The organism is Pseudomonas cichorii (assembly GCF_019719005.1).
GTDB classification, from domain to species: domain Bacteria; phylum Pseudomonadota; class Gammaproteobacteria; order Pseudomonadales; family Pseudomonadaceae; genus Aquipseudomonas; species Aquipseudomonas cichorii_E.
The window spans coordinates 1-15,995 of sequence record NZ_JAIGPJ010000045.1 but is presented as its reverse complement, the minus strand read 5'-3'; the positions used below and the strand labels follow the sequence as shown (position 1 = coordinate 15,995).

15 protein-coding genes and 1 pseudogene are annotated in these 15,995 nt (G+C 57.0%); 7 read left to right on the top strand and 9 right to left on the bottom strand.

Translation table 11 applies throughout. The features are described from left to right. Positions 1 to 161: 161 nt before the first annotated feature. On the bottom strand, positions 162 to 1,529 hold the full coding sequence (locus K5D32_RS23325; protein WP_221601961.1) for a heavy metal sensor histidine kinase: 1,368 nt from the start codon (positions 1,527 to 1,529) through the stop codon (positions 162 to 164). Next, on the bottom strand, positions 1,526 to 2,200 hold the full coding sequence (locus tag K5D32_RS23320) for a heavy metal response regulator transcription factor (RefSeq protein WP_221601960.1): 675 nt from the start codon (positions 2,198 to 2,200) through the stop codon (positions 1,526 to 1,528). The genes K5D32_RS23325 and K5D32_RS23320 overlap by 4 nt, the downstream gene beginning before the upstream one ends. A gap of 313 nt (positions 2,201 to 2,513) precedes the next feature. Between K5D32_RS23320 and K5D32_RS23315 the strand changes: the two genes are divergently transcribed. The 5 genes from K5D32_RS23315 to K5D32_RS23295 all read left to right on the top strand — a co-directional run bounded on the left by K5D32_RS23315 (position 2,514) and on the right by K5D32_RS23295 (position 9,278). Beyond that, complete coding sequence (locus tag K5D32_RS23315) at positions 2,514 to 3,749, top strand: TolC family protein (RefSeq protein ID WP_221601992.1); 1,236 nt, start codon at positions 2,514 to 2,516, stop codon at positions 3,747 to 3,749. Positions 3,750 to 3,805: 56 nt separating this feature from the next. Continuing rightward, positions 3,806 to 5,092, top strand: a complete 1,287-nt coding sequence (locus K5D32_RS23310) for an efflux RND transporter periplasmic adaptor subunit (RefSeq protein WP_221601959.1) — start codon at positions 3,806 to 3,808, stop codon at positions 5,090 to 5,092. 24 nt (positions 5,093 to 5,116) lie between these two features. Continuing rightward, on the top strand, positions 5,117 to 8,251 hold the full coding sequence (locus tag K5D32_RS23305) for a CusA/CzcA family heavy metal efflux RND transporter (protein ID WP_221601958.1): 3,135 nt from the start codon (positions 5,117 to 5,119) through the stop codon (positions 8,249 to 8,251). Positions 8,252 to 8,413: 162 nt separating this feature from the next. Then, the gene (locus tag K5D32_RS23300) at positions 8,414 to 8,743 is read left to right on the top strand and encodes a DUF2790 domain-containing protein (protein WP_221601957.1); all 330 of its coding nucleotides are present in this window, start codon (positions 8,414 to 8,416) and stop codon (positions 8,741 to 8,743) included. A 202-nt stretch (positions 8,744 to 8,945) separates the two neighbouring features. Beyond that, positions 8,946 to 9,278: a DUF2790 domain-containing protein gene (locus tag K5D32_RS23295; RefSeq protein ID WP_025260005.1), complete on the top strand. Its 333-nt coding sequence runs from the start codon at positions 8,946 to 8,948 to the stop codon at positions 9,276 to 9,278. Positions 9,279 to 9,351: 73 nt separating this feature from the next. Here K5D32_RS23295 and K5D32_RS23290 read toward each other — a convergent pair whose 3' ends face one another. From K5D32_RS23290 to K5D32_RS23270, 5 genes are all read right to left on the bottom strand, one after another. Beyond that, the gene (locus tag K5D32_RS23290) at positions 9,352 to 10,314 is read right to left on the bottom strand and encodes a class I SAM-dependent methyltransferase (protein ID WP_221594705.1); all 963 of its coding nucleotides are present in this window, start codon (positions 10,312 to 10,314) and stop codon (positions 9,352 to 9,354) included. A 79-nt stretch (positions 10,315 to 10,393) separates the two neighbouring features. Beyond that, the gene (locus K5D32_RS23285) at positions 10,394 to 11,098 is read right to left on the bottom strand and encodes a YoaK family protein (RefSeq protein ID WP_221601956.1); all 705 of its coding nucleotides are present in this window, start codon (positions 11,096 to 11,098) and stop codon (positions 10,394 to 10,396) included. A gap of 51 nt (positions 11,099 to 11,149) precedes the next feature. After that, a complete protein-coding gene (locus K5D32_RS23280) occupies positions 11,150 to 11,377 on the bottom strand; it encodes a hypothetical protein (protein WP_221578590.1) in 228 nt (75 codons plus the stop codon). Positions 11,378 to 11,510: 133 nt separating this feature from the next. Next, a complete protein-coding gene (locus tag K5D32_RS23275; RefSeq protein ID WP_221594708.1) occupies positions 11,511 to 11,852 on the bottom strand; it encodes an FKBP-type peptidyl-prolyl cis-trans isomerase in 342 nt (113 codons plus the stop codon). 121 nt (positions 11,853 to 11,973) lie between these two features. Next, a complete protein-coding gene (locus tag K5D32_RS23270; protein ID WP_025260010.1) occupies positions 11,974 to 12,255 on the bottom strand; it encodes a hypothetical protein in 282 nt (93 codons plus the stop codon). Between the two features lie 644 nt (positions 12,256 to 12,899). Between K5D32_RS23270 and K5D32_RS23265 the strand changes: the two genes are divergently transcribed. Continuing rightward, positions 12,900 to 14,465 (top strand): TerC family protein, encoded by a 1,566-nt coding sequence (locus tag K5D32_RS23265; RefSeq protein WP_198726009.1) that lies wholly within the window; start codon positions 12,900 to 12,902, stop codon positions 14,463 to 14,465. A 160-nt stretch (positions 14,466 to 14,625) separates the two neighbouring features. Further along, a complete protein-coding gene (locus tag K5D32_RS23260; RefSeq protein ID WP_216705738.1) occupies positions 14,626 to 14,898 on the top strand; it encodes a hypothetical protein in 273 nt (90 codons plus the stop codon). A gap of 5 nt (positions 14,899 to 14,903) precedes the next feature. Here K5D32_RS23260 and K5D32_RS23255 read toward each other — a convergent pair whose 3' ends face one another. Continuing rightward, positions 14,904 to 15,479: a GNAT family N-acetyltransferase gene (locus tag K5D32_RS23255; RefSeq protein ID WP_221601955.1), complete on the bottom strand. Its 576-nt coding sequence runs from the start codon at positions 15,477 to 15,479 to the stop codon at positions 14,904 to 14,906. 84 nt (positions 15,480 to 15,563) lie between these two features. Further along, positions 15,564 to 15,995 (bottom strand): annotated as a pseudogene (locus K5D32_RS23250) (type VI secretion system tip protein VgrG); the annotation flags it as partial.

Genomic DNA, 15,995 nt, shown 5'->3' with positions numbered 1-15,995 from the left:
GGTATCAATTGAATCTATTAATTCAAGTTTTCTGGAAAGTAGACGTGAGGGGTCGATAGACAGTTTTGAGGTTAGCTGTCTATCGCTTTGGAGGGTTATAAAGTTTCACTTTGAAGTGAATGAGAATAATTAATTCGGCGTCATTAATTTGCCGTCAATAATTAATTTAGTTGTTCTGTAGCAGGGAAAATCATCGTGAAGCGAGTATAAGTAGCCGGTGTACTTTGTACGGTTACATGGCCTTCATGCAGGCTCATGATGGAGCGCACGATTGCCAGCCCCAGCCCGGTACCGCCCTGATGCCGCGAACGACTGGCATGCACTCTGTAAAAACGGTCGAACAGGCGTGGCAGGTGCTCGGCCTCGATGCCTTCTCCGGTGTTGCCGACACTGAGCGAGACCTGACCCTGATGCTGTTCAAGGCTGATGCTGATCGTACTGCCTTCAGGGCTGTGTCTTATGGCATTGGAGAGCAGGTTCGAGATGGCGCGCTGAATCATCAGGCGTTCGCCGTTAATCCGGGCGTGGCCGGTTACCTGCAGGACAATGTTCTTTTCCTCGGCTGACAAGGCAAAGAGTTCAACTACCTTGCTTACTTCTTCGTCCAGATCGATTCGGCTGAACGCGATGGGGGCTAGTGGCTGACTGACACTGGCCAGAAACAGCATCTGGGACACCATGCGTGACATGCGCTCCAGTTCTTCAGTGCATGACTCAAGCACCTGTTTGTACTCGTCGGGTGGTCTTTCCCGGGATAGCGTCACCTGGGCCTTGCCCATCAGGTTGTTCATGGGCGAGCGAAGCTCATGGGCCAGATCGTCCGAGAATTGCGTCAACTGTTGAACATCGCTGTCCAGGCGGTGCAGCATGAAATTGATCGCATGGGCCAGATTGCTCAGTTCATCAGGCAAGTCGCTGGTCTTGACCCGGTGTGTCAGGTCGCGAGCCGATATCATCTCTGCCACCTTGCGAAAGGCCCGCAGAGGCTTGAGCCCGCGATGCACCACCCACCAGGCGACAGCGCCGACCAATAGCAGAATCAGCGGCAAGGCGATCAGGGTCGAGGTCATATAAGACTTGAGCAAGGCAATATCGCTTTGCCGGTCGAGAGACAGCAGGACGGTAACCTTCTCCTTGTCGCGCAAGGGCACCAGCCTTGAGGCAATCAGTACCTTGCCGGTGTCCGGGCTGTCGGCGTTCATGGCCAGAATCTGTTCTGCCGTCGCAGGGCCCATACTGAACAGCACATGTGTCGGCTCGGCCGGATCGATGATTGCCAGACTGAAATCGTCATGGCCCATGATCTGGTCGCGCAGGTTATGCGGGTTGAGCATGATGTCTGCGCTGCTGGCCGTCTCGGTCAGACTGTGTTCGATCTGCTTGAACTTTTCGTCAAGGCTGTTGGCGGCGCGCAGGTCCAGTTGACGCGAGATGGCCAGTGAGGCCAGCGTGGCCATGACGATTACCAGAATCGCGCACATCAGGCTGACGGTCAGCCCCAGTTGCATGGACAGCCTTGTGGGCTTCATTCCCGGGACTCCAGCACATAACCCACGCCGCGCAGGGTATGAATCAGCTTGTTGTCGAACGGGTCATCGATCTTGGCCCGCAGGCGCCTGATGGACACCTCCACCACGTTGGTGTCGCAATCGAAGTTCATGTCCCACACCAGAGAAATGATCTGGGTACGTGACAGAACCTCGCCGCTGTGGCGCATCAATAAATGCAGGAGTGCGAACTCCTTGGTGGTCAGGTCAATGCGCTGCTTGCCCCGGAATGCCCGGTGTCTGCCCTGATCGAGCTCCAGGTCCGACACTTGCAGTACCTGAGGCACATTGGCCTGCTCGCTGCGGCGCATCAGGGTGCGAATCCGCGCCAGCAGTTCAGGGAACTCGAACGGCTTGACCAGATAGTCGTCGGCCCCCGATTCCAGGCCTTTTATCTTTTCATCGAGACGGCCGCGGGCGGTCACGATCATGACCCGTGTGTTACTGGTCTTGCGCAGTTGTGCCAGAACATCCCAGCCATCCATGCCCGGCAGGTTGATGTCCAGAATGACCACGTCATAGATCTGTTGCTGGGCCAGGCAAAGGCCATCGATTCCTGTCGTGGCAACATCGACGATATAACCGCTTTCGGTCAGACCCTGATGCATGTATTCGGCAGTTTTCGGCTCGTCCTCGACCACAAGGATTCGCATGGTTGAATATCCTGTTTGAATTGAGTGAGTGGATGCTGAAGCGAAGGGATTCTGAAGTCTGTAGCGACTACAGAGTCAATGCTGATGTGTTACTTACTTTAAGGCCAAAGCGCCGCACTTTTTTCAGATAACGAAATTGTAATTTTCCAGCAACCCCGCTGATAACTGCCATTCCCTAAAGTCCCTGCGTCAACCCCGGCAGCTCATGCTCGCCGGTGCAATCGCCGCTCAGGCGTGGATCATGCAAGTGGGGAAGTACAACGTGCGCGGCTATCGAATCTTGAACAGTTCACCGGGCAGCAAACCCGGCAGAATGAAAATGGGCTTTGCCTGTGTGCTGTTCCTGGCGGTTTTCAGCCAGAGCGCGACGGCAGCGCAATCGCAATCCATCACACTGTCCGACGCTCTGGACACGGCCTTTTCCATGAATCCGGATCTGGCTGCCGCTCGCCGGGAAATCGACATCGCGCTGGGGGAGCGGCAGCAGGCCGGGTTGATACCCAATCCCGAGCTGTCCTGGGAGATGGAAGACACCCGCAAGTCCACCAGCACCACAACCATCGCCATCAGTCAGGCGCTGGAACTGGGAGGCAAAAGAGGCGCTCGTGTCGATGTCGCCAGCCGCGGCCAGGATGTCGCCGCACTTGAGCTGGAGCAACGTGGCAATGCCTTGCGTGGCGAGGTGATCCAAGGCTTTTATGCAGCCTTGCGAGCCCAGGCCGGGCTGGATCTGGCGCTGGAATCCCAGACACTGGCCGAGCGAGGACTCAAGGTTGCCGAGGGTCGTATCCAGGCTGGCAAGTCGTCGCCTGTAGAAGCCACCCGGGCTCAGGTGCAACTGGCCGAAACCCGTCTGCAGGTGCGTCAGGCGCAGATCGCCAAATCGGCTGCCTGGCGTGAACTGTCTCAACTCATGGGCCAGTCGCAGAACTCTTTCGAGCGTCTGCAGTCCCCGAACCTGTCGCCGGGCAAGGCGCCTCACGGGCCAACCCTGTTGAATCAAATCAAACAGACCGCCGAGCTGCGTCTGGCCGAAACCCGCATCGCACTGGGCGAGGCGCAACTGGGTTCGCAGAAGGCGCAACGCATTCCAGACCTCACCGTCAGCGTGGGCAGCCAGTACAGTCGCGAGGACCGCGAGCGGGTCAATGTGGTCGGCTTTTCCGTGCCGATTCCATTGTTCGATCGCAATCAGGGCAATGTCCTGGCGGCCGCACGACGTGCCGATCAATCCCGTGACTTGCGCAACTCCGTGGAGTTGAAGCTGCGCACCCAGACGCAACTGGCGGTCGATCAGTGGGACACCGCAGCCCAGGAAGCCGAAGCGTTCACCAGGGTAATCCTGCCTGCCGCCCAACAGGCAGTCGACACCGCAACCCGCGGTTTCGAGATGGGCAAGTTCGGTTTCCTGGAAGTGCTCGATGCACAGCGCACCTTGATTTCTGCACGTAGCCAGTACCTGGAGTCGTTGGCCCGCGCGGCTGATGCACGGGTCGTCATCGAACGCATTTACGGCGACTCGGGCCGTTTCCTCACTCAACTTCAATAGCCAGCGGTGGCCAGCGGCAGGGGCGTAAAGCCCTGAGTGGCCAATCAGGAGTCTTCATGAATAACAAGCGCAACATTGCCGCTGCGACGGCAGTGGTGGTTCTCATTGGCCTGGGCAGTCTGACCCTGGGCGGTGGTCAGTCTTTCTCCAACGCTTCTTCCGAACATGCCCATGACGATGAAAAGGAATCGTCTCACGGCCAGGAGAAAGGCCATGAAGGGGAAGGTCATGACGATCACGGGGATGAGCCAAAAGGCAAACCGGCCAAAAAGGACGAGCATGGCGATGAGGGCCATGGGGAAGAAGGGCATGAAGAAGAGGGCGCGCTGGAGTTGAGCGAGGCCCAGATCAAGGCCGCGGGCATTGAGCTGGGTGTGGCCGCTTCTCGCCAGATGAGCACGTCCGTCTCGTTCCCCGGTGAAATCCGCTTCGATGAGGATCGCACCTCGCACGTGGTGCCACGAGTCAGCGGTGTCGTGGAAGAAGTGAAAGCCGACCTCGGGCAACAGGTCAGAAAAGGCCAGGTTCTGGCGGTGATTGCCAGCCAGCAGGTTTCAGAGCAGCGCAGTGAGTTGAGCGCGGCGCAGCGTCGGGTCGAACTGTCCCGCCTGACATTCCAGCGCGAGAAAAAACTCTGGGAAGACAAGATTTCGGCCGAGCAGGATTACCAGCAGGCGCGTCAGGCCTTGCAGGAGGCCGAAATCGCCCTGAGCAATGCCCGTCAGAAAGTCAGTGCCATGGGCGCTGCCGGCAAAGCCACCGGCAATCGCTACGAACTCGTTGCGCCTTTCGATTCCGTGGTTGTTGAAAAGCATCTGGGGCTCGGTGAAGTGGTCAGCGAGAGCAGCAACGTTTTCACGCTCTCGGATCTGTCGCGGGTCTGGGCCACCTTCGGTGTGACGCCCAAGGATCTGGACAAGGTGGTTGTAGGGCGCAAGGTCAAGGTCAGTTCCCCGGACATGAACGCCGAAGTCGAAGGTCAGGTGAGCTATGTCGGCAATCTGCTGGGCGAGCAGAGCAGGGCGGCAACGGTGCGGGTGAAACTCGCCAACCCTCAAGGGGCCTGGCGTCCCGGATTGTTTGTGTCCATTGCGGTGGCGGCTCAAGCCAACGAGGTTGCGATCAGCATTCCCGAGGAGGCGATTCAGACCATTGAAGACAAGCCTTCGGTTTTTGTTCGTACGCCACAGGGTTTCCAGGTCCAGCCTGTCACGCTCGGGCGCAGCGACAGCGGATACGTGGAGGTGCTCAAGGGGCTGGCAGTCAACACACAAGTCGCAACCGCAGGCAGTTTCGTCCTCAAGTCGGAGCTGGGCAAGGGCTCGGCCGAGCATGCCCATTGATCCGCCACGCACGAGAACTCTTCCATGTTTGAACGCCTGATTCAATTTGCCATAGAGCAACGCATTGTCGTCATGCTGGCGGTCTTGCTGATGGTAGGGCTGGGCATTGCCAGCTACCAGAAGCTGCCCATCGATGCGGTGCCTGATATCACCAACGTCCAGGTGCAGATCAATACTGCTGCACCGGGTTTTTCACCGCTGGAAACCGAGCAGCGCATCACCTTTGCCATCGAAACTGCCATGGCCGGATTGCCGGGCTTGAAGCAGACCCGCTCGCTGTCGCGCTCGGGCTTGTCTCAGGTCACGGTGATATTTGCCGATGGCACGGACCTGTTTTTTGCTCGCCAACTGGTCAGCGAGCGTTTGCAGACCGCCAAGGAGCAGTTGCCTGAAAACATCGATGCCATGATGGGGCCTGTCTCAACCGGTCTCGGAGAGATATTCCTCTGGACGGTCGAGGCCAAAGAGGGGGCGCTGAAAGAGGATGGCACGCCGTATACGCCTACTGACCTGCGGGTCATTCAGGACTGGATCATCAAGCCACAGTTGCGCAATGTGCCGGGTGTCGCCGAGATCAATACCATTGGCGGCTTTGCCAAGCAGTACCAGATAGCGCCCGATCCGAAAAAGCTGGCTGCCTACAAGTTGACACTCAACGACCTGATCGTGGCCCTTGAGCGCAACAACTCCAACGTCGGCGCTGGCTATATCGAGCGGGGTGGTGAGCAACTGGTGATCCGGGCGCCAGGGCAACTGGTCAATGAACTCGATATCGCCAATATCGTGATTGCCAATGTGCAGGGCACGCCGATCCGGGTGAGTCATGTGGCCGATGTGGTGATCGGCAAGGAACTGCGTTCCGGTGCAGCGACCGAAAACGGCCGTGAAGTCGTGCTGGGTACAGTCTTCATGCTGATCGGCGAAAACAGTCGCAGCGTCTCCCAGGCGGTGGCTGCAAAGCTGACCGAGATCAACCGCTCGCTGCCCAAGGGCGTCGTTGCGGTTACGGTGTATGACCGTACCAATCTGGTGGAAAAGGCCATTGCCACGGTCAAGAAGAACCTGATCGAAGGCGCGATTCTGGTCATCGCGGTCCTCTTCCTGTTCCTGGGTAACATTCGTGCGGCCCTGATCACCGCCATGGTGATTCCACTGGCCATGCTCTTCACCTTTACCGGCATGTTCGCCAACAAGGTCAGTGCCAACCTGATGAGCCTGGGGGCGCTGGACTTCGGCATTATTGTCGATGGTGCGGTGGTCATCGTCGAAAACTCGATTCGCAGACTGGCCCACGCCCAGCAGCGCCATGGCCGGATGCTGACTCGATCCGAACGTTTCCATGAGGTCTTTGCTGCTGCACGTGAGGCCCGACGCCCGTTGATCTTCGGTCAGTTGATCATCATGGTCGTGTACCTGCCGATCTTTGCCCTGACAGGTGTCGAAGGCAAGATGTTCCACCCGATGGCGTTTACTGTGGTTATTGCGCTGCTGGGTGCGATGATCCTGTCTGTGACCTTCGTACCTGCTGCCATTGCCATGTTCGTCACTGGCAAGGTGAAGGAAGAGGAAGGCGTGGTCATGCGTACGGCCCGCCAGCGGTATGCACCGATTCTGGATTGGGTGCTTGGCCACCGTACCCTGGCGTTCGGCATGGCGTTTGCGGTCATTGCCGTTTCTGGTGTTGCCGCCAGCCGAATGGGCAGTGAGTTCATTCCCAGTCTGAGTGAAGGCGACTTTGCCTTGCAGGCCTTGCGTGTTCCGGGTACCAGCCTGACCCAGTCGGTGGACATGCAACAGCGACTCGAGAAAGCCATTATCGAGCGTATGCCGGAAGTGGAGCGCGTTTTTGCCCGTACAGGGACTGCGGAAATCGCCGCCGATCCGATGCCGCCGAATATTTCCGATAGCTACGTGATGCTCAAGCCTGCCGATCAATGGCCTGATCCGAAGAAGTCCCGCGAGACACTGATTGCCGAGTTGCAGGCCGCCGCTGCCAGCGTGCCGGGCAGCAACTACGAGCTGTCCCAGCCGATTCAGTTGCGCTTCAACGAGCTGATTTCAGGTGTGCGCAGCGATGTTGCTGTGAAAGTGTTTGGCGATGACATGGATGTACTGAATCAGACAGCGAACAAGATCGCCGCAACGCTGCAGAAGGTCGGCGGCGCCTCGGAGGTCAAGGTCGAACAGACGACCGGCCTGCCGGTGCTGACGATCAATATCGATCGCGACAAGGCTGCCCGTTATGGCTTGAACATGGGCGATGTGCAGGATGCCATTGCGATTGCTGTCGGTGGGCGTCAGGCCGGCACGCTGTATGACGGGGACCGCCGATTCGACATGGTGGTGCGCTTGTCCGAGAAGCTGCGCACCGACGTGAACGGGCTCTCCAATCTGCTGATTCCCATTCCGGCCAGTCCGGGCAGCAGCAATGCGCAGATCGGCTTCATCCCATTGTCCCAAGTGGCGAGCCTGGATCTGGTCCTCGGGCCTAATCAGATCAGTCGCGAGAACGGCAAGCGTCTGGTCATCGTCAGCGCCAACGTACGGGGCCGTGACCTTGGCTCGTTTGTGGAGCAGGCAGGGCAGGATATCCAGAAGCAAGTGACGATTCCGCCAGGGTACTGGACCAGTTGGGGTGGCCAGTTCGAGCAGCTTCAATCGGCGGCCCAGCGCCTGCAAATCGTGGTGCCCGTAGCGTTGCTGATGGTGCTGGCGCTGCTGTTCATGATGTTCAACAACCTCAAGGATGGCTTGCTGGTGTTCACCGGGATTCCCTTTGCCTTGACGGGCGGTATCCTGGCGTTATGGCTGCGGGACATCCCGTTGTCGATTTCCGCCGGGGTCGGGTTCATTGCCCTGTCCGGTGTCGCGGTCTTGAATGGTCTGGTGATGATTGCCTTCATTCGTAACCTTCGTGAGGAAGGCTTCAGCCTGGAAAAAGCCATCCATGAAGGCGCTTTGACAAGGTTGCGTCCGGTACTGATGACGGCTTTGGTTGCTTCTCTGGGCTTCATCCCCATGGCTCTGGCGACTGGCACCGGTGCTGAAGTGCAGAGGCCTCTGGCTACCGTCGTGATCGGCGGGATCCTTTCTTCGACGATTCTGACTTTGCTGGTATTGCCAGCGCTGTATCAGTGGGCTCATCGTCGAGAAGAATAAGAGTTAAAGTTGTTGAAAGGCTCGTAGCGGGTGAACTGCCACGGGCTTTTTTATTTAGGTTTTATAAAGCGTTCAGAGCGATTACAAAATGGTAATTCTCGCGCAACGTTCTGGAAAGTTTCTGATTGCTACAGTGAGTCATCACTTGATAGGAGTCGCAAGATGAATGTTCTAAAACTGTCTGTTCTTGCCTTTGCGCTTGTTTCACCACTGACCTCGTACGCTTTCAGTTCTGTGGATCTTCAAGGCGAGGAGCGGAGCAGGGTGCATCAACTAAAAGTTGAGGAGTATGCAGCCAGGGCGCAGAAGGCTGTTCCTGAAATACAGAACTACGCCTACGGTATGAACCTGGATATTGCCAAGGTGATCGTTAGAACTCCGGCGCCGAAGAGTTGCGTGGTCAACTCCAAATTGATGACGTATGAAAATTCCCAGGGCGAACTCAATACGCTGCGCTACAAGGTGCTGAGTGACTGCGCTGGCAAGAACTGATGACGCTCCGGCTGCCTCGCTTTGTCGTCGTGGCCGGCGGCAGGTCACGGTAAGCCAGCGAGCAGGTTTCTTTAAATATCACGATCTTTTTACAAATAAAAAACATACAGAAACAATTGGCGCTTCAGGATATGCCGGGTGGCATATTTTTACCGAGGGATTGTATTGCTACATTGAGTTACCACTAAACAGGAGAAAATAGATGAATGTTTTAAAGCTGTCCGTTCTTGCCTTTGCACTGGCTTCGCCATTGACTTCGTACGCTTTCAGTACGACAGACTTGCGGGGCAGTGATGAGCGCAGCAAAGCGCATCAGATCAAGGTCGAGGAATATGCGGCCAAGGTCCAGAAGCCGGTTCCCGTTATACAGAACTATGCCTACGGAATGAAGCTGGATGTTGCCAAGGTGGTCATCAAGACCCCGGCCCCTGGCGATTGCGGGATCAACTATAAGTTCATGACTTATGAAGACTCGCAAGGCGATCTCAATACACTGAGTTACAAGGCAATAACTGAGTGTGCTGGTAGAAACTGATGCCTGTAACCCATAAGCGGCTGGTGCGTATGCGCCAGCCGCTTATTGCATTTGAGGAATGCACTCCTCGCCGCTATGCCCATCCTGCCCGTGGTTCACCATCAGCCTTGAACACCAGAGCTTTCAAACCACCCTCGATACGGGCATCGGGAAATTCGGGCGGATTCTCCAGGCGTTGCTCGAAGCGCAGTCCCGGAGCTTCAACCGCTGTGTGCCGGATCAGAAAGTCCGTGCCGACTGCCGGATCGTTCATACAGGCCAGTACCGTTCCATCCTCGGTCAGCAGTTCCGGCAAGCGGCGCAAAACCCGCTGATAATCCTTGTCTAGCATGAAACTGCCTTTCTGGAATGACGGCGGGTCGATGATCACCAGATCGTAAGGACCCGAGCGGGTGACTTTGGCCCAGGACTTGAACAGATCGTGTCCCAGAAAGCTGACCCGGCTCAGATCATGGCCATTGAGCCGATGATTCTCACGTCCACGATTCAGCGCGGCCTTGGCCATGTCCAGATTGACCACATGATCGGCACCGCCGGCAATGGCGGCGACCGAAAAGCCGCAGGTATAGGCGAACAGATTGAGTATCCGCTTGCCCTTGGCCTGGGAGCGAACCCATTCGCGGCCATAACGCATGTCCAGAAACAGACCGCTGTTCTGTTTCTTGCCGAAATCGACCTTGTAGCGCAGGTTGTTCTCGGTAATGACCCACTCGTCCATCAGTTCGCCCACGAGGCATTGCACTGTGCTTTGTGGCAGATAGCGATGTTGCAGCAACAGCGTATGGGCCTGGCTCTGTTGCCATTGAGGGGAGTGCGTCAGCTCCAGCAGCAGTCGGGTCAATGACGCCAGCTCTGACTCCAATGATTCCCTGAACAGCGAGACCAGCACCACGCCCTGCATCCAGTCGACGGTGATGTGTTCAAGCCCCGGCCATACTCTGCCGCGTCCATGAAACAGGCGACGGGTTTCATCGGGCACGGTGCTCAAGGCATCGAGTACGTGCTGTTGCAGAGTGGCGAGCGCATCAGGGGTCATGACAAGGGTCGGCAATGAAAGGGCGCGTATGTTAAACGCATTTCAAGCGACGCTGAAATGGAAGAGCAATGCACTCGTGTCAGCGTGGCATATAGCGGCGTTGCCAGCGATGGGGGATTTTCAGTGACACAAGCCCCAGCAAGGCTGAGAGCGTGCCGCTGACCAGCAGTGCATTGAGTCCCATGTGCCGTTCAAGCACGGCGCCAATGACGGCACCGACAAACATGCCTGCCCACGGGACAAGTTGAATCCGCCAGCCATCGCGGCGCTCACCGAGCATCCGGCGCCCCAGGCCACGCCCGAAGCGTGACAGCGCGCCGGTCACGTAGGTCAGGCCCACGGGAAGACCGTTGACCTGTTCGACAGCGGCATTGAGCATGCCCATGGCCAGAATGGCCCAGACAAGTGCCAGAATATTCGAATCCATCGGCCAGGCCGCTGCAGCGCAAAGCAGTGTGGCGACGCTGAGCAACAAGGGCAGGGCGCGTCTGCCACCCAGGCGGGCAATGATGACGCCCAGGGCATTGCCTGCAATAAAAACAATAATGGCCAGTATCAGGCGGTTGGTTGTCCCCGAGTCACCGTCACTGATGGCGACGGCCAGGCGAGTGGTGTTGCCGCTCATGAATGAAACGAAATCCCCGGTGGCCATGAAGCCTATTGCGTCGGTCATGCCCGCCAGCACTGACAGGCTGGCCGCCAGTGCCATACCAATCCTGCCACGCCATTTCTGCATGTTCAGGTGTCTTGGGCTGGCGCTGATCTTTGTGGCGGATGGCAACATGGATGGCTCTCTGGCAGTAGGCTGCGCGGGGGCTGGGGGTCTGTCCGTGTTTCACTGCGGCTTGGTGCGCACAATCCTTTTCGCCTTGACCTCATCCACATAGGCCTTGAGCTGGTCGGCATCGCCGTAGAGTCGATTGACCAACTGCAAAATGGCGGTCACATCGACATCTTTCATGTCAGAGGCGAGCTTGAGAATTTCATCGGCTGTTTTTTCAAGATTGGAGGCAGTGCCCTTCAGGTGCCGTTTCAGCTCCTGGGTCGGCTTATTGAGAGCCATATAAATTCCTGTCAGATAAATGTCTGAACTCCATGCCCAGAGCATGGCTTTTTCCACGGTAACAAGCAATCCGGGGGCTGTATCAGACATTCACGAAGGAAATGGTGGCGGGCGGGCCGTACCTTGACCGTGATCAATCGTCGCGGGTCAGGACTTCCAGCAGCTCTATTTCAAACGTCAGATTGGAGCCGGGCTTGATATGGGCGCCCATCTTTCTGTCGCCATAGCCCAGGTGGGCCGGGACGAAGAGCTTGCGTTTGCCACCAACCTTCATGCCCATCAGGCCAATGTCCCAGCCCTTGATGACCCGGCCGGTGCCAATTACGCACTGAAATGGCTTGCCGCGCTCATGGGAGGAGTCGAAGACGGTGCCGTCGTCCAGAACGCCAGTGTAATGAGTGGTGATCAAGGCGCCTTTTACCGCTTCCTTGCCGTCCCCGATATGCAGGTCGGTAATCTGTAGTTCGTTGCTCATGGCCTGATTGTCCTGTGATGGTCGGGGCTGCTTTCTCGCAGAAAAGCCTTTGGGTGGCAAGTTGCGCAAACGAAAACGGGGAAGTTTTCACTTCCCCGTCCGGTGGTCACTGCGCCTTGTGTCACAGGTTCTGTGTGCTGATCACCATGGCCTGGGCGATATTGGCCTTCTGCTCTTCGGTGAAGTGGTCCCAGACATTGACCTTGGCGTAGTAGCCAAGCCCTGCCAGGCAATACAGGCTCAGGGTGAGCACGATAAAGATTGAAATGAAGGTCCAGCGGCCCTGATCGTCTTCGCGATTGAAATCACGGGAGTAGGGGGTGTCTGCAGAGCGGCGGGATGCAAGCACCGAGGAAAGACGTTTGAACCATTGGAACAGGTGAATCACAACAAGCCGCAGCATTGGAAATAGCCTCAATATCAGAAAACGGAGCTGGCTTTACGGCTTTGTGAGCCAGAAAGCAAAAGCTGAAAACGCAGAAAGCCCGTCAGGGACGGGCTTTCTTTTTATAAGTCGGTTCAAGTCAGGTGGGAGGTCGCGACAGGACAGGCTGGCTGTCCATGTTCGATTCCGCACTCGCTTGACGGTATTGCAACATTTTAAGACAAATGAAGGCTTGCAGCTACCGCCTGGCCGCCGTCGTCAGATAACTGGTCGCCTTTGGGCGTGCGACATAGTGTCGCTGGAGGGTGACTTGCCCATGATCTCAGTCAATCTTTGTAATACTTATTCGACGGGTGAAATATCTTTTTCTATTGTAGGATCTCATCCCGCATTAATTTTCAGGACTATATGAATACCCCTCAGGAGCCTCCTGGTCGCTCTGCTTCATCAACACCCCCCATCTGCTCGCGTGCCCACGCCTCGTTATCGAGTGGATCACTTCATTCAAGCATTGGTTTCTTCACTCTCTTGCAGGGTGTTCGCCCCGTCAGCCTTTTGCCCTCCGGATTTACCGAGCCAAGCCCGGTAACGCCTCGCAGTGCATGCTTGATTCTGCCGATGACATCCTCCCGTTACTTTTTGCACGAGACTGAATGATTCCTATGGAATGGATAACTGACCCCACGGCATGGCTTGGCCTGCTTACCCTGATCGTGCTTGAACTGGTACTGGGTATCGACAACCTGGTGTTCATTGCCATCCTGGCCGACAAACTGCCTCCCGAGCAGCGTGACAAGGCTCGGGTGATTGGTCTGTCCCTGGCGCTGATCATGCGACTTGGCCTGCTGGCGAGCATTTCCTGGATGGTGACGCTGACCGAGCCGCTGTTCGAGATATTCGATCACAGCTTCTCCGGGCGTGACCTGATCATGTTGTTCGGTGGTGTGTTCCTGCTGTTCAAGGCCACGATGGAGTTGCATGAGCGACTCGAAGGCCATGTCAGCCAGCGTGCCGGTAATGCCACCTATGCCATGTTCTGGCCTATCGTGGCGCAGATCGTGGTGCTGGACGCCGTGTTCTCGCTGGATGCCGTGATTACAGCCGTCGGCATGGTCGAACACCTGTCGATCATGATGATTGCCGTGATCTTCTCCATCGGCCTGATGCTGGTTGCCAGCAAGCCGCTGACCAAGTTCGTCAATAGCCACCCGACCGTCATCATGCTGTGTCTGGGCTTCCTGATGATGATCGGCTTCAGCCTGACTGCGGAAGGTCTGGGTTTCCACATACCTAAAGGCTACCTGTATGCCGCGATTGGCTTCTCGATCCTGATCGAGGTGTTCAACCAGATCGCTCGCAAGCGCAGCAAGAAGTCTGCCCATGGTCATCTGCCGCGCCGTGAGCGTGCAGCCCATGCGGTGATGCGTCTGCTGGGCGGCCGCAAGCTGGAAGCGGGTGAGGTCGAGGAGGAAATCATCGAAATGATCGAGGGCGAAGGCACCGAGCCGGTCTTTGACCGTCGCGAGCGCGTCATGATCAGCGGCGTCCTGCAACTGGCCGAGCGTCAGGTGCGCACCGCCATGACACCGCGTACCGAAGTCGACTACATCGACATTGGTGATGATGCGGAGAAGATCCGCCTCAAGCTGATGCACTCCTCATATTCCAGACTGCCGCTGATCGGCGAGGCTGGCATTGATGAGCCATTGGGCTTTGTACACAAGAAGGAGTTGTTGAAGGAAATCCTGGCGGGTAACGAACCTGACCTGCGTCTGATGAGCCGCAAGGCGATCAACCTGCTGGATAACTTCACCATCCTCAATGCCCTGGAGCAGATGCGCAAAGAGTCGACTCACATTGCATTCGTGGTCAATGAGTTCGGCGACTTCATCGGTGTCTTGAGCATGACCGATATTCTGGAGTCCATCGCTGGCCAGTTGCCTGATGCCAGTGAAGTGGAAGGGCCGGATATCGTGCCACAGGGTGAGGACTTCCTGGTGTCGGGCGCCTTGAACCTGAGCCTGATCCGCGAGCGGACCGGCTTTCAGGCCAAGGCAACCGATGATTATCAGACCCTGGCCGGCCTGGTCATGAGCCTGCTGGATCGCTTGCCGGTGATCGGTGACAACCTGGACTGGCAAGGCTGGCAACTCAAGGTCGTCGGTGTCGAGGAACGGCGTGTGACGCGGGTTCTGCTGCAAAAGCAACCTGATGCGCAAACCTCTTAAACCTTGAACGTCGGGCGGGACGGGCACTTTTAGCCCGTTCCGCCCGCGTTTTGCTGTCGGCGGTCAGGCGAACCTGCACTGCCAGTGATGCTTGGTCTATCCTGCCTCATTCCCTGTGGTTTCAACATGCAGTCAACCACGTCCACAAACGGAGACTGCCATGGCCACTGCCTTCCTGTTCAATCCCAATCTGACCTACGACGTCGTTTCAACCCGCAAGTCCTACCCGATCTGGCGTATTCGCGAGCGCAAGGTCTATGCCTATCTGGAGCATGATCCTCGCCGCGACTGGAGCGGCGAGATAGGCACCCTGAGCCTGGGAACCCCGCAGCGTCTGGTTGACCATGACGGGCAGACCATTGCTTATATCGTGGGTGCCGAAGTGCGGGACACCAAGGGACGAAGGTTTTCCCTGAACGAAGTCAAGGACTGAGCAGGCTAGCGGCGCCTGGGGCGGGAAACCACTGATTCGATATTCTTGCGTCCGATCAGCTTTGGCTGTTCGGGTTCCCGGGCTTGCGGTTCATCGACCAGCCATTTGAACATCACCAGACAATCCACCAGCCCCAACTGCAGATGGCGATAGGAACGTGGCAGACGTCCTACGGTTGCGAAACCTAGTTTGCTCCACAAAGCCACTGCCGCTTCATTGGTGGATACCACCGAATTGAACTGCATGGCCAGAAAGCCGCTTTCACGAGCCAGTTGCTGGGAGTGCTCGCACATCAGGCGGGCCACGCCACGTCCGCGTGCAGCCTCGGTCACCATGTAGCCACAGTTGCTGACATGATTCCCGGGGCCGACGGCGTTGGCCTTTAGGTAATAACTGCCCAGCAACTGACCGTCCTCTTCAGCGACCAGGGTATGCAAGGGCAATCCCATCCACAGGTCCCGTGCCTGTTCCCGAGTCAGTGCCGGGTCATAAGCATAGGTTTCCTGTGCCACCACGACAGCCTGAAACGTGGGCCAGAAAATCTCGAAATCGTCGTGGGTCATGGGGCGAATCTGGATCATGGGGTTCCTTGCAGAAGGGCATGCAGCACAGTGGCTCGTTATCAGCCGGATAGATTTTGCCTGAGCGCCAGGCTGTTTTGCACCCTATGATTCCTGGCATACCTCGCAACGCGCAGCCCGCTTGCGGTTCAACGCCAGAAATTGCGGTTGTGCCAGCAGTTGTCCCGGCGTGTTCATATCCACCGGTTGCAGGGGACCCGGTAACAAAGGCAGTGCAGGTGTCCCCATGCCGGGGAAAGCAATTTCATTGATTCTCACCAGCGGCCCGTTGATGCTGACGCCGCTGTGATCGATCTTGATAAAGCTGCCGCCGACCCTGAGGGTCAGTTCCATGCCGGCATCGATCACTGTCTTGTCGCCGGACTTGAGATGGATTTCCTGACCAGCCTCGATCAGTTGCGCGATCCCCACCTTGATGTTCTGAACCTGAGCAATGCTCAAGTGATCGTTTGCCCTGATTTCCACCTTGCGGTCGGCGTTGACGGTGCAGTGTTCCTCGGCCCTGAATTCGCTGTA